This window comes from Mucilaginibacter sp. FW306-07-L (assembly GCF_058782065.1).
Map to the genome: position 1 here is coordinate 460,912 of NZ_JBYSXI010000002.1, position 21,972 is coordinate 482,883.

Annotated in this window: 24 protein-coding genes; 15 read left to right on the plus strand and 9 right to left on the minus strand. The window is 44.2% G+C overall.

Annotation, left to right across the window (positions count from 1 at the left end; all coding sequences use genetic code 11):
- Positions 1-66: 66 nt before the first annotated feature.
- Positions 67-2,931 (plus strand): T9SS type A sorting domain-containing protein, encoded by a 2,865-nt coding sequence (locus AC3WJC_RS12175; protein ID WP_492399383.1) that lies wholly within the window; start codon positions 67-69, stop codon positions 2,929-2,931.
- A gap of 5 nt (positions 2,932-2,936) precedes the next feature.
- On the opposite strand, the gene AC3WJC_RS12180 is transcribed toward AC3WJC_RS12175, so the two are convergent.
- Both AC3WJC_RS12180 and trxA read right to left on the minus strand, forming a co-directional pair.
- Positions 2,937-3,083, minus strand: a complete 147-nt coding sequence (locus AC3WJC_RS12180) for a hypothetical protein (protein WP_492399384.1) — start codon at positions 3,081-3,083, stop codon at positions 2,937-2,939.
- Between the two features lie 90 nt (positions 3,084-3,173).
- Positions 3,174-3,470 carry a thioredoxin gene (gene trxA / locus AC3WJC_RS12185; protein ID WP_492399385.1) on the minus strand — a complete coding sequence of 99 codons (297 nt, stop codon included), beginning with the start codon at positions 3,468-3,470 and terminating at the stop codon, positions 3,174-3,176.
- A 150-nt stretch (positions 3,471-3,620) separates the two neighbouring features.
- Between trxA and AC3WJC_RS12190 the strand changes: the two genes are divergently transcribed.
- The 6 genes from AC3WJC_RS12190 to AC3WJC_RS12215 all read left to right on the plus strand — a co-directional run bounded on the left by AC3WJC_RS12190 (position 3,621) and on the right by AC3WJC_RS12215 (position 8,957).
- The gene (locus AC3WJC_RS12190; protein WP_492399386.1) at positions 3,621-4,184 is read left to right on the plus strand and encodes a hypothetical protein; all 564 of its coding nucleotides are present in this window, start codon (positions 3,621-3,623) and stop codon (positions 4,182-4,184) included.
- Positions 4,185-4,273: 89 nt separating this feature from the next.
- Positions 4,274-5,146, plus strand: coding sequence for a helix-turn-helix domain-containing protein (locus tag AC3WJC_RS12195; RefSeq protein WP_492399387.1), 873 nt, complete (start codon positions 4,274-4,276; stop codon positions 5,144-5,146).
- 4 nt (positions 5,147-5,150) lie between these two features.
- Entirely contained in the window at positions 5,151-5,600 is a 450-nt protein-coding gene (locus AC3WJC_RS12200) for a DUF983 domain-containing protein (protein ID WP_492399388.1), read from the plus strand.
- A gap of 274 nt (positions 5,601-5,874) precedes the next feature.
- Complete coding sequence (locus AC3WJC_RS12205) at positions 5,875-6,231, plus strand: hypothetical protein (RefSeq protein ID WP_492399389.1); 357 nt, start codon at positions 5,875-5,877, stop codon at positions 6,229-6,231.
- 156 nt (positions 6,232-6,387) lie between these two features.
- Positions 6,388-7,644 (plus strand): metallophosphoesterase, encoded by a 1,257-nt coding sequence (locus AC3WJC_RS12210; protein ID WP_492399390.1) that lies wholly within the window; start codon positions 6,388-6,390, stop codon positions 7,642-7,644.
- Positions 7,645-8,303: 659 nt separating this feature from the next.
- Positions 8,304-8,957 (plus strand): HAD family hydrolase, encoded by a 654-nt coding sequence (locus AC3WJC_RS12215; protein ID WP_492399391.1) that lies wholly within the window; start codon positions 8,304-8,306, stop codon positions 8,955-8,957.
- Between the two features lie 60 nt (positions 8,958-9,017).
- Here AC3WJC_RS12215 and AC3WJC_RS12220 read toward each other — a convergent pair whose 3' ends face one another.
- Entirely contained in the window at positions 9,018-12,041 is a 3,024-nt protein-coding gene (locus AC3WJC_RS12220; RefSeq protein WP_492399392.1) for a glycosyltransferase family 117 protein, read from the minus strand.
- Positions 12,042-12,585: 544 nt separating this feature from the next.
- Here AC3WJC_RS12220 and AC3WJC_RS12225 point away from each other — a divergent pair.
- The 4 genes from AC3WJC_RS12225 (at position 12,586) to AC3WJC_RS12240 (ending at position 16,597) form a co-directional block, all read left to right on the plus strand.
- Positions 12,586-14,193 (plus strand): gliding motility protein RemB, encoded by a 1,608-nt coding sequence (locus AC3WJC_RS12225; protein WP_492399393.1) that lies wholly within the window; start codon positions 12,586-12,588, stop codon positions 14,191-14,193.
- Positions 14,194-14,271: 78 nt separating this feature from the next.
- Positions 14,272-15,045, plus strand: coding sequence for a DNA-formamidopyrimidine glycosylase family protein (locus AC3WJC_RS12230; RefSeq protein WP_492399394.1), 774 nt, complete (start codon positions 14,272-14,274; stop codon positions 15,043-15,045).
- Between the two features lie 13 nt (positions 15,046-15,058).
- A complete protein-coding gene (locus AC3WJC_RS12235) occupies positions 15,059-15,718 on the plus strand; it encodes an MBL fold metallo-hydrolase (RefSeq protein WP_492399395.1) in 660 nt (219 codons plus the stop codon).
- 81 nt (positions 15,719-15,799) lie between these two features.
- Positions 15,800-16,597, plus strand: a complete 798-nt coding sequence (locus AC3WJC_RS12240; RefSeq protein ID WP_492399396.1) for an alpha/beta hydrolase — start codon at positions 15,800-15,802, stop codon at positions 16,595-16,597.
- 110 nt (positions 16,598-16,707) lie between these two features.
- Here AC3WJC_RS12240 and AC3WJC_RS12245 read toward each other — a convergent pair whose 3' ends face one another.
- The 4 genes from AC3WJC_RS12245 to AC3WJC_RS12260 form a co-directional block, all read right to left on the minus strand.
- The gene (locus tag AC3WJC_RS12245) at positions 16,708-16,848 is read right to left on the minus strand and encodes a hypothetical protein (RefSeq protein ID WP_492399397.1); all 141 of its coding nucleotides are present in this window, start codon (positions 16,846-16,848) and stop codon (positions 16,708-16,710) included.
- Positions 16,849-17,086: 238 nt separating this feature from the next.
- Positions 17,087-17,275, minus strand: a complete 189-nt coding sequence (locus AC3WJC_RS12250; protein ID WP_492399398.1) for a hypothetical protein — start codon at positions 17,273-17,275, stop codon at positions 17,087-17,089.
- 153 nt (positions 17,276-17,428) lie between these two features.
- Entirely contained in the window at positions 17,429-17,749 is a 321-nt protein-coding gene (locus AC3WJC_RS12255) for a hypothetical protein (protein ID WP_492399399.1), read from the minus strand.
- Between the two features lie 104 nt (positions 17,750-17,853).
- Positions 17,854-18,057 (minus strand): hypothetical protein, encoded by a 204-nt coding sequence (locus tag AC3WJC_RS12260; RefSeq protein ID WP_492399400.1) that lies wholly within the window; start codon positions 18,055-18,057, stop codon positions 17,854-17,856.
- A 140-nt stretch (positions 18,058-18,197) separates the two neighbouring features.
- On the opposite strand from AC3WJC_RS12260, the gene AC3WJC_RS12265 reads away from it, so the two are divergent.
- The 4 genes from AC3WJC_RS12265 (at position 18,198) to AC3WJC_RS12280 (ending at position 20,247) form a co-directional block, all read left to right on the plus strand.
- Positions 18,198-18,902: a S24 family peptidase gene (locus tag AC3WJC_RS12265; RefSeq protein ID WP_492399401.1), complete on the plus strand. Its 705-nt coding sequence runs from the start codon at positions 18,198-18,200 to the stop codon at positions 18,900-18,902.
- A 1-nt stretch (position 18,903) separates the two neighbouring features.
- Entirely contained in the window at positions 18,904-19,410 is a 507-nt protein-coding gene (locus AC3WJC_RS12270; protein ID WP_492399402.1) for a GNAT family N-acetyltransferase, read from the plus strand.
- Between the two features lie 77 nt (positions 19,411-19,487).
- Positions 19,488-19,823 (plus strand): hypothetical protein, encoded by a 336-nt coding sequence (locus AC3WJC_RS12275; RefSeq protein WP_492399403.1) that lies wholly within the window; start codon positions 19,488-19,490, stop codon positions 19,821-19,823.
- A gap of 67 nt (positions 19,824-19,890) precedes the next feature.
- Positions 19,891-20,247 carry a hypothetical protein gene (locus tag AC3WJC_RS12280; RefSeq protein ID WP_492399404.1) on the plus strand — a complete coding sequence of 119 codons (357 nt, stop codon included), beginning with the start codon at positions 19,891-19,893 and terminating at the stop codon, positions 20,245-20,247.
- A 2-nt stretch (positions 20,248-20,249) separates the two neighbouring features.
- On the opposite strand, the gene AC3WJC_RS12285 is transcribed toward AC3WJC_RS12280, so the two are convergent.
- Together AC3WJC_RS12285 and AC3WJC_RS12290 are read right to left on the minus strand one after the other, a co-directional pair.
- A complete protein-coding gene (locus AC3WJC_RS12285; RefSeq protein ID WP_492399405.1) occupies positions 20,250-21,365 on the minus strand; it encodes a glycoside hydrolase family 43 protein in 1,116 nt (371 codons plus the stop codon).
- 118 nt (positions 21,366-21,483) lie between these two features.
- Positions 21,484-21,945, minus strand: coding sequence for a ferritin-like domain-containing protein (locus tag AC3WJC_RS12290; RefSeq protein ID WP_492399406.1), 462 nt, complete (start codon positions 21,943-21,945; stop codon positions 21,484-21,486).
- Between the last annotated feature and the right edge of the window lie 27 nt (positions 21,946-21,972).

Genomic DNA, 21,972 nt, shown 5'->3' on the forward strand with positions numbered 1-21,972 from the left:
CCGGCGATACGCAATCCGCCGGTTTGTATAAAGTATTGGTTATATATGAATTTGTGCGAAAGATCGATGTTGAATGTTATAAAATCCATTATCCTGCTGGTATTAATTACTGTTTGCATACCGGCATTCTCTCAAGCTCCCCTTAACCGCATTCAAACCGTTTCCATCTCAACCGATAAAAATACCGGGCAAAACTATTCAGCCTGGTTAAATGATGATCTGGAAGTATTGGTGCCCGAAGCCTGGGAGAACAATTTTGTATATGCCGATGTAATGCTGAGGTTTAAGTACCACAGCCGTATATCACAGCTTAAACTGTATGATTACACAGGCGTTTTTGAAGACAAACCCGCAGAAATTTACGCCCTTAACGGCACCACACGCACCTTGCTTGGCTATTTTACCGGCCCGGCATACGGCATCTTTCAAACTATTGACCTGCCCGCGCCCATTGAGGCGGATGCCATAATTGTTCATAAATACAGCAATAACATCCCGCAAAAGGTATTTGTTTATGGCGAAGAAGATACCACACGCGCAACTTCGCCGGCTATGGAGTTAGTAGCCGAAGGGCCGGTTACTACGCCACCAGTAACTACTCCGCCTGCCGAGCCGACTGATAGCTATGTAAAAATTCCGCTTGAAGTTAGCCGCTGGTATCAGCTAAATAATGTGAGCGATGGCTTGGGTGGTTTATTTGATGACGTTACCGATACAGAAGTTACCACAGGCTGGGGTAAGCTGTTCAGCAATTATGATGCTTATTACCCCGTTCCGGACGGGCAGCGGATAGACCTGGCCAAAATAAAATTCTTCAACCACACGGGTGCCCTTGGCGATTACCCGCTTACCGTAGCGGTTATTGACAGTGCAGGCAAACGTACAAATATTGCTACCTACCGCGGCGGGTACTGGAACAGGTGGGTTGGTCCCTACCCTGAACGTGCCGACCAGTTTTTGTTAGACAGCATAGCCACCAACGTTAGGTACATTGTATTGAACTGTTGGTACCAGTTCCCTACCGAGATAGAGTTTTATGGTAATTACACCGATACCAATCCGCAACCCGGAACACCTTCTGCCGGGGGCGAAACCCCGGTTACGGCAACATACCCGTTGAAAAACTTTATGGGTGTAAACGCTTTTGAGTGGGATTTTGAAAGCCCTTATGACCCTTTTGTAGTAGAGGCTAAACGCCTGGCGGCCATACGTACCTTCTCGCAGATCAGGCACTATATGGATTGGGAAAAGCTGGAATCTCAACAAGGCGGCTTTACCTATGCCCCCACCCACAGCGGTGGCTGGAATTACGATGCCATGTACAAAGCCTGTTATGAGAACAATATTATGGTGCTGGCCGATTTAAAAACGCTGCCTAACTGGATGCTGCAAACCTATCCCGAAAACGAACGCGATACGGAGAACATCCCGGTGAAATACGGCGCTGATTATGCCGATCCGAAATCATACCTGGAACAAGCCAAAGTAGCTTTTCAATACGCCGCGCGCTATGGCAGCAATCGGTCAGTCAACAAAAAACTTTTATCGGTAAACAGCTCGCCGCGGTGGACGGACGACCCGATTAACACGGTACGCGTAGGCCTTAACTATGTAAAGTACATTGAGTGCGATAACGAGCGCGATAAATGGTGGAAAGGCCGCAAGGCTTACCAAACCGCCTACGAGTATGCGGCAAACTTATCAGCCTTTTACGATGGACATAAAAATACCATGGGCCCCGGTGTAGGTGTAAAAAATGCCGACCCGAATATGAAGGTGGTTATGGGCGGCCTGGCCTCGGCCAACCCGGAGTACGTGATGGGAATGATACAGTGGTGCCGCATTAACCGCGGCTTAAAAGCAGATGGCACCGTAAATTTGTGCTGGGATGTGATCAACTACCACTGGTACTCGCACGATGCCGACATGATACCCAACTCGGTACCAACACGCGGTATGGCACCCGAGGTAAACAACACCTTGCAAAAAGCGAAGGACTTTGTTGAGCTGGCTAAAAAATATTGCTATGGCATGCCTGTTTGGGTAACCGAGGCGGGGTATGATATTCATCCTAACAGCCCTATCCGAGCCATCCCTATCGGTAATAAAACTATTGAACAAACCCAGGCCGACTGGATATTGCGTACCGCCTTGCTGTATGCCCGCAGCGGTGTTGAGCGTTTGTTTTTTTACCAGGCGTATGATGATAATATTGAAAGCCCGGTTCAGTACAGTTCGTCGGGGTTGCTTACCCCTAACCGCACGCGCAAGCTGGCGGCCGATTATATTAATCAATTTAACAGAGCGCTGGGCAAATACACCTACGCCGAATCATTAAGCAGCAGCCCCGTGGTTGACCGTTATGACCTGAGCGGAGAATCTGCTTATATCCTTTATATCCCTAATGAAAAAGGCCTTACCGGTAAATACACGCTCAACCTGCCGGGTATTGATTCGGCACGCATATATACCCCACAGGCGGGCGCGCTTGCCGTAAGTAAACGCAAGGTAAACAATGGGCAATTTGCCGTAAACATCAGCGAAACACCAATAATAGTTCTGCCCGTTTATAAGGATAATAGCACGCTGAGTGTTTCAAAAAAAGTGATCATGTCGGTTAAGCAAGGTATAGGGGGCATTAGCCAAAAACCGGACACTGCTGCCAAAGTTGCCGATTATACCATTAACCTATATCCTAACCCATCAACACAATATGTTAATGTGAGCTTTAAAAATGACAGCAAAACCACGGTTAACATTAGTGTTGCCGATGCCATAACCGGCCGCGTTTACAGCAATAAGGATTATACTAAGGCTGACACAGACTTTTCACAAACCATCGACATCAGCAAAATGCCGCAAGGTGTTTGCCTGGTGATGATAAAACAGGATGAGCAAACCATTGTAAAAAGGGTTATTAAAACCAATTGATATTATTAATGGATATGGGCATAGGAGGTATAAAGCACATAAAGGGGTATAAACAACATTAAAAACACCCGTGCCATTTGTTGCTTATTGCCATTACCTTCAACCAATACATTGTATAGATCGGTGCGGAGAATATTGAATTTAGCTTTCATATTGTGTAAGTTTTATACACCATAGAGAGCCTGTGGCAGCAATGGTTTAACGCTGCCCTGTATCAGTTTAATTACAATGCTGATTATTAATTAAATAAATTGGCTGAGCACCTGCTCCAGTTGCCCGGCCTGTATTACACCGGACTGGCGCCATTTGCTTTCGCTGTTCTTAAACACCATCAGCGTAGGTACGCTTTGTACATTATAAGTTCCGGCTACAGCGGGGTTCTTGTCCACATCTATCTTAATAATGGTTACCTTATCGCCCAAAGCGTTTTTAACCTGCTGCAATATGGGCGGCATCATTTTACATGGCCCGCACCACTCGGCCGAAAAATCAATCAGTACCGGTTTTTCTGATGCTATGATATCCTGAAAGCTTGCCATTGTTTAATTATTTAGTAAACTTACAACAGCCGTAAAGCCTACTTGTTTATGATGCCGTTTTTTTATTGCCGAAAAAAACGCTTGTATTTGCAACCATTACTTATTTAATGCCGTCTACTGAATATATCTAACCCAAATAACTTTATAACTATGTTATCTAAATTTTACGCTAAAGCATCCCTGTTAAAAACATGTTTAGCCGTGCTGATGCTGTTGGCTACCCTATCCGCGCAAGCGCAAAAAATAAAAACCATTGGTAATAAGCTGCGCTCAGGCTCATCAAACAATACCTTCTCGATTACAAAAGGCGGCGAAATAGGTATAAAAATGAAGGCCGGTAAAAAGAAAGTTCAACTGCTTAAACTCACTTTTGATGTGGAGAACCGCCAGCAGGACAGCTTGCTTTTTAAAGTGAATGTTTACCGGTTCGCTAACGAGCAGCCGGGTGAAAAACTGACCAGCCAGGAAATAACAAGTGCTATTGCGCCCGGCAAATCTCGCCCCGTTGTTGACCTTTCGCCTTATGCTATTGAGGTAAGCGGCGATATACTGGTAAGTATTGAATGGTTAAAAACCTCTCCGGGGCCTGAAGCATCATTTGCGATCGGCTTATTTAATGGCGGCACTTATCACAAAGATTCAGCAGTAAGCGAGTGGGAAAAAATTCCGGTTGCGGGTATTGACTTTAACATGCAGGTAATGCAAAAGAAATAAGCATAGCACATTTTACTTATCTGTAAAAAGTACCACACTTACCCTGTTTATTACCATAGTTACTGGCATATAACCGCTACTTTTGTAGTATGATTAGTGGTTATCCGGTATATGATATTTGTACGCTGAGCGGCCAGCAGGAACACGACCTGCTGGTTGACCGCTTTGCAGACTATCTGAAAAAGCACGATAAACTGCATTTTCCGCACAAACACAGCTTTTACCACTTGGTTTACTTTACCAAAGGCAGCGGCACACATGTTATTGATTTTGAGACGTATGATGTAAAGCCCGGCCAGATCTATTTTATGATACCCGGCCAGGTGCATAGCTGGTTTTTTGAGGGTGAGATAGATGGTTACATCATTAATTTTTCGCAAAGCTTTTTTACCTCGTTTTTGCTGAGGCCTGATTACCTGGATACCCTGCCGTTTTTTAGCGGCAACCCTGATGATGCCGTGATACAGCTAAACGCCCAAACAAAAACCACGGTTACGGCATTGTTTGAAAGTGTGATTGACGAAAACAGGAGTCATGACCGCTATAGCTTTGATATGATCCGTACCGCCATGATCCGCATTTTTACCTTAGTGGCACGCGAGCATAAAAAGAATGCGGAGGTAGCTACACCTACTTACAACCACACACTGCTGGCCAACTTTCGTAAACTGATAGAGCAGCATTACAACACCCTCAAGCTGCCTAAGGATTACGCCGCCCTGTTGTATATAACCCCTAATCACCTTAATGCTTTATGCAATGATATACTGGGCATATCAGCCGGCGAGGTGATACGTAACCGGGTGATACTGGAGGCTAAGCGTATGCTCATTAACCCTAAACTTAGCGTTGCTGATATTGGCGGTCGGCTGGGCTTTGCCGACAACTCCTACTTTACCCGCTTTTTTAAAAAACAAGCCGGCACCACTCCTGATGAATTCCGTAAAAACTTTAATAAATAATACCATGGCTACCTCAACAACAAAAAACGATATCCGATATATACCGCAATTCAGCGCGTTTGTTAAGGCCAAATGCCCGCGCTGCCGCCGCGGCAATATGTTTGCCAACAGCATGTATAACCTTACGGGCCAAAACATGTACCAAAAATGCCCGCACTGCGGCCTTACTTTTGAGCGTGAACCCGGGTATTTTTACGTAGCCATGTATGTAAGCTACGCCCTTAACGTGGCCGAAATGGTTACCATAGCGGTAGCCACCATTATTCTTACAGGGTCTGAATCGCCATGGTTGTATGCTGGTTTGCTGCTGGGTTCAATACTTATACTCGCGCCATTTAACCTGCGCTACTCAAGGGTGATACTGCTTTACTGGATGACCCCGAGCGCCCGCTACCGCCCTGAATTATCCGGCGATCTGCCGGATGAACATACCCACAATGGGCATCATCATTAAATTTTTTCAAATTTTTCCGGCAAAATCAAGCAGTTCCATCTCTCAAAATATCTTATTAATAATCAAATAATTATCTCTCAAAAAAGCCGAGCAGCCAAATAAAAAGTTAAAAACCTGTAGTTGTAATTGGCCCTATCAATTAAACCCTTGCAGGTTTGGTGAGTTTAATATTTAAACAACCGCCGGCCGGATTTTGTGATTGTAGCCGATAGTGATTGATAATTTTTATATGCCGGCGGTTGTTTTATTTATGTTGAACTAAAACTTTTGAGAAATGAAAACTTTAAAATTAATCGCAATTGCACTTATAACTTTCGGAGTCGTATCGGCCGCTAATGCCCAGGTACGTGTTAGCGTAAGCGCCAACTTTGGCACGCCTGTAAAGTATTATGCACCACCGGTAGTTTATGAAGAACCCGTTGTATATGAACGCCCGATAGTTTATCACCCGCGTACCGTTGTGGTTGAAAGGCCGGTTGTATACCGTCGTCCGGCGGTAGTTTACGCGCCACGTACCGTAATTTACGAACGCCCGGTAAGGTACCGTACCGTTAGATATTACGGCGGCCCGGGCAGAGGTCATGGCCATGGCTGGGGCCACGACAAACACGATCGCTACAGGCATCGTTAATACTGAAGAGACAACTATTGATATCCCCCTATATTTACATGCCCCGCGGTTTACCGTGGGGCATGTTTTTTGTTAACACCTGTACTTAACACAATTGCAAGCTATTTTTACGCTTTAATTACCATTGCTTAACTAAATTGCACTAAATATTCAACTATGCGCAGAGGCGGCTTTTTCATCTATTTCCTGATATTCGCGGCAATTAGCCTGCTGCTCGACTGGTATGTATTTTCGGGCTTACGCACCCTGGCTGCCGACTGGCAATCGCGCTGGCGCGTGTTGTTAACATGGGGCTTCCTGGTTGTATCAGTAGCGGTAACAGCCACCTTTGTATTAGGCATTTCTTTTACAGATACCTCGCGCGGGCTGTCGCAGTTCCACATGTGGTCGCTGAGTGTATTTTTGGCTTTTTTTGTAAGCAAGATAGTTTTTGTACTGGTACTTTCCCTTGGCGATCTGGGCCGTTTTGTGGCTGGCGTAGCAACCAACGCGGGCAAAAACGGCATTGAACAAAGCCGGCCATATTTCCCTGAAAGGCGTAAATTCATCAGTGAAATTGCTGTGCTGCTGGCGGCCCTGCCCTTCAGCGGCTTTTTTTATGCTATGTTCAAGGGTAAGTATGATTACCGCATACATCGCCATAACGTTTACTTTAAGGATCTGCCCGAAGCGTTTGACGGTTTTACCATCACCCAATTGTCCGACATACATTCCGGCAGTTTTGATAACGTTGATGCCGTACAAAAGGGTATTGACAAGGTAATTGAATTGAACAGCGACCTGTTTGTTTTTACCGGCGACCTGGTGAACAACACCGCCGACGAAATTGAGCCTTATATCAGCCGTTTTGGTAAGATCAAGGCTAAATACGGGCAATATTCTATTTTAGGCAATCATGATTATGCCGACTATATACAATGGGATAGCGAGAAAGCCAAAGCCGCCAATCTAGATACACTGAAACAGCACCACAAGGATATGGGCTTCCGCCTGATGCTTGACGAAAACATCCCGCTTGAAAAGGACGGACAAAAGATCAACCTGGTTGGCGTACAAAACTGGGGGCATGGCTTTATTAAGGTTGGCGACCTGGACAAAGCCCTTAAAGGTTTAAGCAATGATGACTTTAAGATACTCCTCTCCCACGACCCTACTCACTGGGAACAGATTGTTCGTTACCACAAAAACCCGGTACATTTAACCCTGTCGGGCCATACGCATGGCGCGCAATTTGGCATTGAGGCCCCCGGCTTTCGTTGGAGCCCGGTAAAATACCGTTACCTGCAATGGGCCGGTTTCGCCATGCAGGATGACCTTAAACTCTACGTAAACCGCGGCTTCGGCTTTTTAGCTTTCACTGGCAGGCTGGGCATATGGCCGGAAATAACGGTACTGACGTTGAAGAGAGGGTAACTTCACCACTCATTTGCTTGTTAATTTAAAATACACAAACCTTAAATACCCTACAATTCCGGCCTTTTAATTTTCGGATAGCACTGAGATGCACTGCCCTTCACAGAAAATTAAACAGCCGGCGATTTTTGCTTCTTTTTGATCGCTCAAAAGAAGTTCAAGACAGGTAATAAACTGTGTTTGAATTTGCTTTGATTAAGGATTGTGCTTTAATTATCGTCAGCCTGCTCTTGGCCGCAGAGGCCAGTTACTTTATCTTAGATACAAAGTAACCAAACATCAAGCCGGAAAAAACCTTCAGCCGCACAGGCCATACTCCCGGCCCGGTTTTCCGGCAGGCTAACGCTCTGAACCCCTCCTAAATCCTCCCCGGGAGGGAGGACTTGAAAAGAAAAAATTGTCATTTCGAACGAGGTACGAGGAGAAATCTGCCTGCGTTCGTAGTAAAGCGAACAGATATCTCGCTATTGCTCGATATGACAAGATAGTAATCAATCAAAAAAATTGTCATTTCGAACGAGGTACGAGGAGAAATCCGTCGCTTAGCTATAAACGCTGACAGATTTCTCGCTATCGCTTCGAAATGACAAGATATATATAAAACAGCATTGAATTTTTCAGACAATAACTCCCCCTCGCTTTTATTACCTTTGCCGCCTATGGCAGATACTCCGACTTCATTAAAAAATAAATACGACAGCATCATTTTCGACCTTGACGGCACCCTGTGGGATAGTACCGCCAACGTGGCCGTGGCCTGGCAAACCGCCAAGCAAAAGGTTGATTTTATAAGGGACGATATTACACAGGCTGATGTTCGCTCAATTACGGGGATGGCCTATGATGCCATATTTGTAAAGCTGCTGCCTTACCTGGATGATGAAAAACGCAATGAATTTAAGGCGCATTGCTCAGTAACCGAACTGGAGATTTTGAACACTTTAGGCGGAGAGCTTTACCCGCAACTGGAAGATACGTTGCAGTACCTGAAACAGCACTATCGTTTGTTTATTGTAAGCAACTGCCAGAATGGTTATGCCGAAACCTTTTTTAACCACAGCAAGCTACAGCATTACTTTGAGGGCTATCAGTGCTATGGCACCAAAGGCCAGCCCAAAGCCGAAAACATAATTGACATTGTGAATGATTTTAACCTGAAAGCCCCCGTTTACATAGGTGATACCCAGGGCGATTACGAGGCGACCGTTAAAGCGAATGTCCCTTTTATATTTTGCAACTACGGTTTCGGCAAGGTGGAAAGCGGACAGGTAGCCACAATATCAAGCTTTGGGGAGTTGAAGGAAATATTGTAATATCTGATATATATATATACAAAAGCGGGTAGTTGTGTTGCACAGCTACCCGCTTTTGTTTTATTCTACCGGCTGCAAAACCGCGGCGAATTTCTGTTCGTACTCCCTGGTCTTCTTTTCAATTTTGGCGGCGAGCGCATCCTGGTGGGCAGCTTTGGTGTAGCGGGCCATGTTGTTTAATATATATACCCCGATGTTAACCAGCCGCAGGTCTACACTGTACGGACTGTCATCGTAAATGGTGTAGTTATAATCCAGCTCATCCGTCAGGTAATTATAAATATCATCGGCCATTTTAGTACCCAGCTTATGATCGCCTAACCGGAAGGCGATCTCCGCCATGTGCGATTTACGGTTAGCTACATCAACAAAAGGATTAATATTAGGCATTACTTCATCAAAACGGTTCAATACTTTATGGGCCATATCGGTTTTACCTTCGGCCATCAACCCATCAGCAAGCGACAGAAACGTAGTGGTAAGCGCCGGGTAAAACATCATTACCGATTGCTGGTCTAAATAGCGGGCATGTTTAAAGTTGCCGAACCTGAATTTGTTCATCACATTATCATACATCACCCCGGTATTTACCTTCGCTCCCTGATCCTGAAGCGTGGTATCAGGTTTTAAAGGCAGTAAGCGGTAAGTAAAACCCTCGCGGTACAGGTAATCATCCAAACCCATCATGTTGCTGGAGCCGATGGTGACGGTAAAGCAAACCGGCCTTTTCCAGTTATTATGGGCCAAAATATCTATCAGGGCCAGGTTATTTTTTACAATGAGGTTTGAGTTATACTGCCATACCACGCTATCGGCCATCATCCGGTTTTGGTCGGCACTTAATACCTTGTTGGCAATAACATCTTTGGGCTTAACGGTAATCTTAAAGTTTTTTGTAGGCAGGTAATTGGCCTCCATGCCGCTTTGGTATTGCACATGCGTTTGCGGATCATCGGATGTAATGAAATCAAATACTTCCTTCACTTCCACATGGCCGGGTATCTTTTCATCTTTAAAATAGATCACATCGCGTACGCCCTCTTTATACTTATCATACGGCATAGTTATAGGCAGCGGTGCCGATTCGTTTACCTTATGCTGCATCTGCTTGATCAGCCAGTCGATGCCAAAAAGGCTCAGGTTTACCAGGCGCACATCGGGCCTGATGTTCTCCACCTCCTGAGCGTACCATAACGAGTAGGTATCATTATCGCCATAGGTAAATAAAATGGCGTTTGGCGGGCACGATATCAGGTAATTATAAGCCATATCATGCGCGGTAAGTTTGGTAGAACGATCGTGCCCGCGCCACTCCTTAAAGGCCATCAACACCGGGGCACACAGTAAACATAACACCGTTGCCGCAAGCGGGGCCTTATTAAATTTAAAGCGTTGCTGCAGCATTTCGCTAATGGCTACTACCCCCAACCCTATCCAGATGGCGAAGGCGTAGAACGAACCTACGTACGAATAATCGCGCTCGCGGGGTTGTATAGATGGCTGGTTTACATACAGCACAATGGCTATACCGGTAAAAAACCACAAAAGGGTTATCACCAAAGCATCGCGCCTGCGGCGCTTAAAATGATAATACATGCCAACCAAACCAATAATAAGCGGCAGGCCATATAAAGGCGCGTAGGACGGACTTTCAATTACTGATTTAGGCAGATGTTTAGCCCCGTCAAGTATGCCGGTTGTCCAGTTGCCGTCCAGGTTAGCCATGCTTTGCTGGCCATCCATATCATTATAACGGCCCACAAAATTCCATAAAAAGTAACGGGCATACATCTGGTAGATCTGCCAACTGAACATAAAACCCATATTGTCAATAAAATTAGGCGTATGGCCTTCGTCCATCTTCATCCACTGGCGATAGAACTGCGGGTCGTCGCCATCATCGCTAAACATGCGGGGCAGTATGGTATTATGATCGTAAACCAGCGTTTGCTTGTAGCCGGTTATCTCATATTTTTTTTCGCCTTTACGATAGCGTGCCTTGCCCTGGGTTTGGTCAATAGGCTTACCATCAAAGTATGGCCCGTATAATAACGGACTTGGCGGATACTGATCGCGGTTAAGATAGCTGGCCAGCGTAAAGGCATTATCCGGGTGGGTATTGTTTAGCGTAGGGTTAGCCGTTGAACGTATCGGCACATACATAAAACAACTGTAACCCAGGTATAAAAACGAGAGGCACATGAGCGCCAGGTGCACATAGTACTTTTTGTGTTTGATGCTGTACAGTATGCCCCAAACAATGGCGCTGATCAGTATGATAAAGAACACGATAGCGCCGCTGTTAAAGCCAAACCCAAGGGAGTTCACAAAAAACATATCGAACCAACCAGCGAATTTAACCGTGTATTGTATAATGCCGTATTGTACAAAAGCCAGTAAAACAACGCCCAACAAAAGCACCATAACACCTTTTTTTAGGGTGATGTTTTTATATCGCCTAAAGTAGTATACCATAGTAAGCGCGGGTATGGTAAGCAGGTTAAGCAGGTGTATACCAATGGATAACCCCATTACATAGGCGATAAACACCAGCCAGCGGTCGGCACCGGGTTCATCAGCATGAGCATCCCATTTTAAAATGGCCCAAAACACCAGAGCTATACATAGTGATGATAGCGCGAACACAATAGTTTCGACCGCCGAAAACCAAAAGGTATCAGAAAACGCAAAGGCCAGCGCGCCGACAAGGCCGGCCCCCATAATACTGATGAGCCTTTGGCCGGGCATAGCATCAGCATAAGTTTTAGCGGTGAGTTTTTTAGCTAAGGCGGTTATCGTCCAAAATAAAAACATAACTGTAGCGGCGCTGGCCATGGCCGAGCATAGGTTGGTAAAGTACGCCACCTTGGTACGATCGCCAAAGGAGAGCAGCGAGAACACTTTGCCTATCATGGCAAAAAGCGGGTAGCCCGGCTGATGCGAAACCTGTAAACGGTACGCGCAGGAAATAAATTCGCCGCAATCCCAAAAACTAACGGATTGCTCAAGCGTGAGCGTGTACGTAACGGCAGCTATAATAAAGCAAGCCCAACCCAGCAGGTTGTTAATTTTAGTATAAGGCATGAGGGAGTGATGTAAAAGTTTCTTCAATGCCGTAAATATCCGCTTTTTATGAGGAGTACCACAGGTATTAACTTTTTTTAACAAGAACTGTTAAATTGGCGTTAATTCAAATTATTGCACAAGCAACAACCATCCTAACAGGAAATAGCTTCCAAGCCCAAATGTGTGAATTAGCAGCAATAACCAATTTGGGTGCCTCCATTTAATAGCTGCTTTAATCAAAATAATAACAATTATGCCTGCACTGAATATAATGGATAAGTATATGCTTATAAAATCAAATCCAGGGGTACAAGGCCCGGATCTAAAAACATCAAATAAATTAAATATTATAATTAATATCCATGTAACTATGTAAAGAATAATTGAGTTAGTAACATCTTTAGATTTATAAATCATACGTTGTGAAAATAATCATTAACCCGATAAAAACAATAATCCCCGGTTTAGTATTAACTATCATATTTATAGCTGGCAGGCTAAGCTCAAATTATATATAAATATTGAGCTCCATTTTTATATCTTGTACCCATATTTAGTGTAAATGCAAAAAATCTACGCTGTTAAACGCTGTAAATTATTATTGGCTACGGCAGGCGCATTGTTGTGCGGCACATTTGCCCGTGCGCAATCCGTTCAGTTGCCTTATCAATACCAGTTCTACCAAAAATTTAATGCCGATGTTTATTCAACATCAAACAACCTGCACACGGCGTTAAAACCGCTGCTGATTGACAGTTCGCTTACCGCGAGATACAATGAGCTGATGAATTTAGGGGTGGATAGCACCCGTAAAAGCTGGGGTTACCGCAAGCTGTTTAGCGAGCATTTGTTTGATGTACGCAAAGCCGACTACACCTTTTATGCTGATTACCTGCCCGATTTAACCATAGGCCGCGATTTTAAGAGCAAGGAAAGCACCTGGTTAAATACCCGCGGCTTCCAGATAGGTGGTACCATAGGCACTAAATTCTCCTTTTACACCAGCGGTTTTGAAAACCAGGGGCAATTTGCACCCTACATAGATGATTATGTAAGAACCACCCAAATGATACCCGGCCAGGCTTATGATCGTGAGTTTGCCTTAAAACAAACCAAAGATTGGTCGTACGTAACTTCGGTAATATCATACACACCTATCAAGCAACTTAATTTTACTTTAGGGCAGGATAAAAACTTTATCGGCGACGGCTACCGTTCCCTGCTTCTGTCAGACTATGCCACCAACTACCCGTTCTTCCGCACCACGCTTACACTGGGGCCTGTACAATATACGGCTATGTGGGCACAAATGCAGGACAGGCAGGCAGGCCGGTTTGATACCTTTGGCAATACACGCCGCAAATGGGCCGCCTTTCACTATATCGACTGGACCATTAGCAACCGGGCATCATTAGGCTTTTTTAACGCATACATTGCCCCCGAGGCTGATGACCAGGGCAACCGACGTGGCTTTGATGTAAACTTTGTTAATCCGTTGTTTTTTGCAAGCTCAATGGGGCCATCAGGCATGCCGGGCAATTCCATAACGGGCTTTAACGGTAAATATAAATTCCTTAATAAAAATGCCCTTTATGGCCAATTGGTGCTTGATCGTGTTCAGGGCCGCCAGGGCAAAGCCATCAACAGCACCGCATGGCAGGTTGGCGTACGTGGTGCCGATCTGTTTGGCGTAACCAACTTAAACTATCTGGCTGAGTATAACACCGCACAGCCTTACACCTACATTGGCGCGCAGCGGTTAAGCGGCTATACCGCCTTTAGCGAACCGTTGGCACATCCTTTTGGCGCGAACTTTAAAGAGACACTGGGCATCATTAACTATTCTGTAGGCAGGTTTGATATACAGGGTAAAATGATCTACGCCAAATATGGCCTTGATGAAACCGGCACTGAAGATAATTATGGCAAAAATTTATTACGCGGTTTTAACGGCGATAACATACCGGGTACCAGCACCGGGCAAGGCCTAAATACTACCTTAAAATATGCCGAGGGCACCGTTGGCTTTTTGATTAATCCGCGTTACAATGTTAAGTTTGAAATAGGCGGGGTTTATCGCCAGCAATCAAACCGTTTGGGTACATCAAATGCCGCAATACTTACCGTCGGCCTGCGCAGTACTTTCCGCAATTTATATTCTGATTTTTAAGCTGTCGCGAAAGTAAATATTAAAAGGCGCTGAACATATTGTCAGCGCCTTTGTTTTTATAAAAAAACTCCACTTACCATGCCCGAATTACCCGACTTGCAGGCATTCAGCCACAACCTTAATAAAAAACTAAAAGGTAAAGCCGTAAAGCAGGTTACTACCCATACCGGCAAATTCAATGTAAGCGCTGATGAACTCAACCACACACTTCAGCATCAAAAGGTGGAGGAGGTTTACCGTGATGGTAAGGAACTGCACATTCGCTTTTCAAAGGGTGATGTATTGGCATTGCACCTGATGCTGCACGGAAAGCTGTTCTTATTTGAGGGAGAGAACTCCAACAAATATCCTATTATAGACATTGAATTTACTGATGGCAGCGGGCTTACCCTTACCGATTTTCAGAAAGCGGCCACCCCTACCCTCAATCCTGAAAAAAAGGAAGCCCCGGATGCACTGGCTAAAGAAGCCGATGTGAATTTTTATACCAGGGTGCTCGGAAGTAAAAAATCAGCCGTTAAAAACATCTTGCTCGATCAAAAGATCATCAAAGGCATTGGCAATGCTTACGCTGATGAAATTTTGTGGCACGCACGTATCTCGCCGTTTTCGGCAAGTAATAAAATACCGGCAGATAAGGTAAAAGCCCTGGCCAAGGCGATAAAGAATGTACTTACCGATGCCGAAAAGCAGATACTAAAAAGCAATCCGAATATTATAAATGGCGAGGTAAGGGATTTTATGCTGATCCATAATGCTAAAAAAACGCATAGTCCTGATGGTGCCGAAATAAGAATAAAGGACGGTACCCGCAAAACTTATTATACCGACGAACAGGAACTTTACACCTAATAAATTACTACCAATGAAGATCAGTAAATACCTGCACTCCTGCCTGCTGTTTGAACTCGAAGGCCATAAATTATTGTTTGATCCGGGCAAATTTTCATTCGCCGAGGGGCGCGTTACAGCCGATATGTTTACCGGCGTTAACAGCATTGTGCTCACCCATATTCATCCCGATCATTTTGACCTGGAGATACTCAATAATATTTTAACTGTGGCCGATGCCAAGCTATATGCCAACAGCCAGGTTGGCGAACAGCTTACCAAAGCAGGCCTTGCCTATACGTTGATCGAAAATGGCGAATTGCAAATAGGCCCTTTTACAATAAAGGCCATCCCGGTTACGCATGAGCCTTTACTGGATAACCCGATACCGCAGATGACAGCATTTGTAATTAACAATAAAGTACTCTACCCGGTTGATAGCCTTGGCGATGAATTGATGGAGTACAAAGGCATTGCACTGTTACTGCTGGTAACCATGGCCCCCTTTGCCAACGAATTACGCATTGCCGCCTTTGCCGACAAAATGCAACCTAAACAAATACTACCTGTACATGATGGCTATGCCCGCGACTTTTTTATACTACAGCGCTATGCTAACTATAAAAAACATTTTAAGCAGCAAGGCATCACCTTTCATGAGTTGTACCAGGTTGGTCAGAGCATAATTATATAAATACAAGTACCCTACTCCCTTCGGTTGTTAATGACTTATAATGGTATGTTTTTTATATAAATAGTTATAAACATTACTATTATGAAAAACACGATCGTATTTATCCATGGCATGTTTCAAAATCCAAAAAGCTGGGAAAAATGGATAGCTTATTTTACTGAAAAAGGTTATAACTGTATAGCGCCTGCCTGGCCGTTACACGAGGGCGATCCAAAACAATTACGTGAAAATCCACCGCAAAACCTAGGCGATCTGCATCTGCAACAAATTGTTGATGAAATAGAAGCTATTGTTAAAGCTCAGGAGCAACCGCCAATTGTTATCGGCCATTCTGTTGGCGGTATTATCACTCAGATATTAGTAAGCAAAGGTTTGGTAGAATTGGGAGTACCTATTAGTTCGGTAGCACCAAACGCCATGCTGGCTTTTGACTGGGGCTTTATGAAAAACAGTGCCCTGATAGCCAACCCATTAAAAGGCAACGAGCCATTTTATATGGATTTTGAAAGCTTCCACGGTTCATTTTGCAACACATTGAACGAGGCTGAAGCTAAAATAGCTTATGAAAAAACCGCTACTCATGATAGCCGCAATGTATTGCGCGACTGTATGGGCCCGGATGGCCGTATTGATCTGGATATGCCACATGTACCTTTGTTGTTTATCGCAGGCGAAAAGGATGAGATTATACCGGCATCGCTTTGTGAAAAAAACGCAAATGGCTATACCGACGAGGTTAGTAAAACTGATTTTAAAGAATTTACCAACCGTAGCCATTACATTTGCGGCGAACCCGGTTGGGAGGAAGTTGCAGACTATATATACACCTGGCTGCAAACTCATAAGCAAAACCAATACAATACGAGTGGAGTAATATAGTTTTCAGGTTTAATATAATAACAAAAACCCATAGCCTGTTGGCTATGGGTTTCTATTTTAATAGACATATCGTCTGTTAAATCAACACTAAGTGAATAGAAGGGAGATTATTACCTTTTGTTCTTCTTGGTTGTGTCTTTTTTCACAGTGTCTGTTTTGGTTGTGCTTTTTGTAGTGTCCTTAGGTGCGGTTTGAGCAAATGATCCTAAAGTAAAGGCTGATAATACCAGCACGCTTAATAGCTTTTTCATAGTTTTTCAGTTTTAGATTATTTTATTATACCAAACAATTACTGAATAGTATTCAATAAGATGACCAATCTGTTTTACCTACAAGCTTTTCAAGCCCAGCTTAACCATAAATCTATTTTAAGTAATTGATTAATAATAAAATAAGAGTTATTAAAATTATTTAACTGCTTATGTGCCAATACCCAACTACCCAAAAACTATGTGGACTTTCTACACAAGTTGACTATAAAAACCACTCTTAGGGGCGTTTTTCAGCCTTAAATTCAGATGGCTTAGGGATGATCTTGATGATGGTCCAAAGCGCGCCGGCCATTATGCCCATGGTTTTTACACCAAACTTTACAAATGGCTTCATCACTTGCCAAAAACTATCGTTATTAACGGTTTTTACTTTTACGGCGGGTTGTTCAATATATCTGTTTTCCATGGCGGTATATGTTTTATTAATAAAGGCACATACTATGCCACTTGGCTGTTATACACCATCATAAACTTCATTCTCAACCAATTGGGTTAATATGGCTTTAAGTATAGCCTCACGTGCCCACTGCTGCTCTGTTACCGTAGCATCATCACGGTACTAGGTTACCGGTTCGCTGATCTCAATACGGGTTTTGTATAGATAGCCTTTTTTGGCATGCACCTTAGTGCCCTCGTAGCTGTTTAAACCTTCGCTTTTAATTATGCGGGCAAAGCGGGCTATAGGTAAATCAAGGCGCAGGCATTCGTCGAGCGTATTTTTATAATCCTGCTTGTCCTCAAGCCATAAGGTAAGCGCATCATCATTAAGGTCGTGGTCGGCAATGGCTATGCGGCTGTAATTATAATCAACCGAAATAATTAACCACCATAGCTGCTGTTTAGTTTTTGCGATAATTTGATCATGACGTATGCCCCCCAACCCCCTTCAGGAGGAGCTTTGTTTAATCAGTAGCGCGGCATAGCAGCGGCTACAGGGATTAAGATGTGATTTTAATTTGCCCCGGTAAGGGGCGGTTAACTGGTTTACTTTAGCCCCGGCCGTTCCGGAAGCCAGCCGGGCAGGTAACGCTGAATAGCGGCAATCTCCTCACTTAGCCTGGCACATGCAGCCGTATAACCTTCCATTCGCGCGTTATGAAAGGCCAGGTCAGCACCATCGGCGGCAATGCATTCATTATTACCGATAGCTGCCGGCGAGTGTGTAGGTGATATGTAGGCGATGTACATGCTAAATTCTTTAATTACTGTAAATTCTTTATAAGATGTTTGGAAAATAAGTTTATATGCTTTAGCTTAGCCTTAAACAACGAAACAAATATAAAGATATTTCTGTATTTAAATCAAGAAATAAATAAAATATTTTCATTATGGATCAATCTGCAAAACCGAATAAGATAAAGACCATTCGGCCCGAAACGTTAGAGTTTATTATACTTTACACGCAACTACGTGGTAAAGCATTTTATAACAACACCCAACTTGCCGAAGCTCTTGGTTACAATTCTGCCAGCACAATTACAGAAATTGTAAAAAGCAGGCAGAATATTGATCCAGAAAAATTAAAGTTATTTAAAGAAATTTATCAGGAACACCTGTCTCCTACTAAGAATAAAGAAAACAACACAGCAATCACCCTGAGCAAAAAACCTTTTGAAGGCATACCCATGTATGAAGTAATTGCCACGGCAACCGGTGTTGAGGTTTACAATGATATAAACGACAGCAACCCGGTAGGACATATGAACTTTCCGGGGATTGAGGATTGCGATTTCGCGCTGCCGGTTTGGGGGCATAGCATGTACCCATACCTTGAAAATGGCTGCTGGGTTGCCCTAAAAGTGATACATGACATGAAGATTTTGCCCGGCGAGGTATACTACATTGAATGGGGCGATTACCGCATGTACAAACGCTTGCTGGCGGGCGATAACCCGGAAGAAGTAATAGCACACTCCGACAATACCACCGAGATGGTAGGCAACCGGCTTAAATACGCGCCGTTTGTAATACAGATAGCCGACATAAAAAAGCTGTGTTTAGTTAAGGATATCCATAAAAAGCATAACCACTAATATGACATTCATACGCGAAGCTATACTCACCGACGTACCTGGAATAATGGACATTGTTGCGCGGGTAGTACCGCTGATGCAGGCTGCGGGTAATAAACAATGGAACAACACCTACCCTAACGCCCAGGTATTTAGTAACGACATTGAATTAGAACAACTCTGGGTTGCCGAACATAACGGACAGCTTGCCGGTGTTACGGCCATTACCACCGCTGCAGAACCGGATTACGCCCAGGCGGATATTGATGTGAATTTACCTGCCGTGGTTACCCACCGCATGGCCATAAGCCCGGAATTTCAAGGATTGGGGATTGCCGTGGCCTTACTAAACCATGCCGACGAAGTAGCACGCGGCAAAAGCATCACCAAAGTACGGGCCGACACCAATACGCAAAACACCGGCATGCAGCGCCTGCTTGAAAAAGCCGGGTATATTAACAAGGGCAAAATAAGCCTTGCCCATAAACCCGGCCTCAGCTTTTATTGCTATGAGAAAGATATAAAATAGGCAGATCGGTTTTTAATGATCGTTAAAAAACCAGATTGGCATAAAATTCGTAAGGTTAAACAAGATACCCTTTTACCATGAACGAACTGCTACCTTACGCCTACGGAGGCACTGTTATATTGATACTGATCCTGATATTTGATATCCGCCAGCGCAAAAAATTTAATACTATACTGGAGCAAAGCCAGGATGTTGAGCCCTTGCTGATGAAACAATCTACAGCGACAAAACTCAATAAGCTACAAAATGTATTATCGAACATACAAACAGCAAACTCGGCACTGTATAATAAGGTAAGCCAAAAGCTTGACGAAACCACCCACGATTACAATACCGGGAAAATGCCCCTACCCGAGTATACCAACAGGCTCGACCTGATACTTAATTATATTAATAAGCATAGCAAGAGGTAAGGCTGCGGCACCGCAAATTTTTTGTTTAATATTAGCTTAATGCCAAATTGATTATACTTGCACCATCATGAGTGATGACGGCATTGTAAAACGGCTTAAAGTAATTGTGAAAGAACATGGTGGCCAGGTTGGTTTAGCTTCCGCCATTGGTGTTGACCAGGGGTTTATAAGCAAGGTAATTAACCGCAAGCAGGAAATGAGCTATTACCTTATCAGCAAGCTCTGCTTCCAGCTTAAATACTCACCCGAATGGCTGATATTGGGTACCGGCGATAAAAAGATCAATAAAGCCGACAGCGCTAAACTGATCACCGAAATTCAAATGCTGCGCACCGAGTTAGATATTCTCCACACCCGTATGCGCGCCTATGAAATGGAACTGAATGAAATTAAAGAAAAGCTGCCTAAGCAGCAGGCCGTGTAGTTCTACTTAAACACGCTCATATTCCACTCGTCTTTCCAACTGATGGTAATATCATCGCCGTTAAAAGTAATTGGCAACCATAGGTAACGCCCGTCAATGGCATCCTTGGGTACCCATTTATCAGCCATAAAAATAAACGCGTCCTTTTTTCCCTGCACCGGCAGCACATGTGTACTTTGGCCGCCATAAGTAACATTGGCACCATCCCCCGTACACGGATTGCCACGATACGTCCATGGGCCCCAGATAGATTTGGCAGTAAACCAGCGCGCGGCATTGGGTGCCCAGCCGGTACATCCCGAACCAATCATGTAATAAATACCATTACGTTTAAATAATGCCGGGGCCTCTGTTTGTCGGCCTTTATAAACGCGAATGAATTTGCCGGTGTGGCCGGTATAATCGTCCGTAAGTTCGGCTATGTGCAAGGTGTAATTCTCCTCCGATGAAAAAACGTGGTAAGCCTTGCCGTCGTCATCAACAAACACGGTCATGTCCCGCGCCATTTGCCCACCCGGAAAATCACGGCAAAAATATTCGTCGTCCCTACCGGGCGCGGCACAGTTAACTTTATCTTTTTCAGGGGTACTGGCCGTATAAAACGGCATAGCAGCCGGATTAGGCCTGTAGCTTTTTACAAACTTAAAAGGCCCGGTTGCTTTATCACTCACCGCCACACCTGCACGGGCCGCGCTGTAGCCCTTCCCCCTTAACTCCAGGTGAAACCACATTACAAACTTGCCTGTTTTTTTGTTAAACACCACCTTTGGCCTCTCCAGTATACAATCTTTAGCAATATCATTGGCCGTATCGGCAGATACTGCGAGCGCGATGCCCTCATCCTTCCAGTTATACAGATCTTTTGACGAATAGCAGTGCACACCTACCTGCGCCCGGTTACCGGCATCACCTGCCACCTTATGTTCGCCAAACCAGTAATACTTATCTTTGTAGAACAGCACACCGCCACCATGGGCGTTTATATGCACGCCTTTGTTATCAGGCCAAATTTTGCCGGGTGTAAATGCGGATGCTTTAACAGCAGGCCCTTGCGCTTTAACCCAATTGGTGACTAATAAAAATATCAGCAGGGCTATAAAGGATAATTTGGTTTTCATGGCACTTTAAGTTATGCCGTAAATAAACAAATAATTGTTAAAACAACACCAATTGCTTTTTAACCAAAAATGCCCGGATATTACCGGGCATTTTTAACTTTATATCAACGCGTTAATATTATAAAGCTTTTGCGGCATCACGCAGTGCTTTAATGCTATCATGCGCAGCATTAATATCCTGTGATTGCGCTGTAACGGTTTGCAATGCTTCGCCGCTAAGACCACCTTCAGTAAGTGCGGTAGTATAACCTTTTTTAATGGCATCCTCACCTCTTTCAGCTTCGCTAAGTATGCTGGCACGGTCAGTACCGCCAAACAGTGATTTTACATCGATCCATGCACGGTGCAGAGTACCAGCTACGCTGTTGCCGGTTTCAACATCACCGCCACGAACTGCAGTAAGCGCGGTAAGCTCCTGGCTAAACTTGCGGCTTTGGGTAGCGTATGTTTGGAATAATCCCTTTAAATCGATATTCTCATCATTAATATCAGCAATGGCTTTTTCAAAACCAGCAACGCGGTCATTGTTAAGCTCAATCAGATCATTTAGTACGTTAATTGAATTTTCTGTAGTTTCCATAGTTTTTAGATGTTTGAATAATGTTTT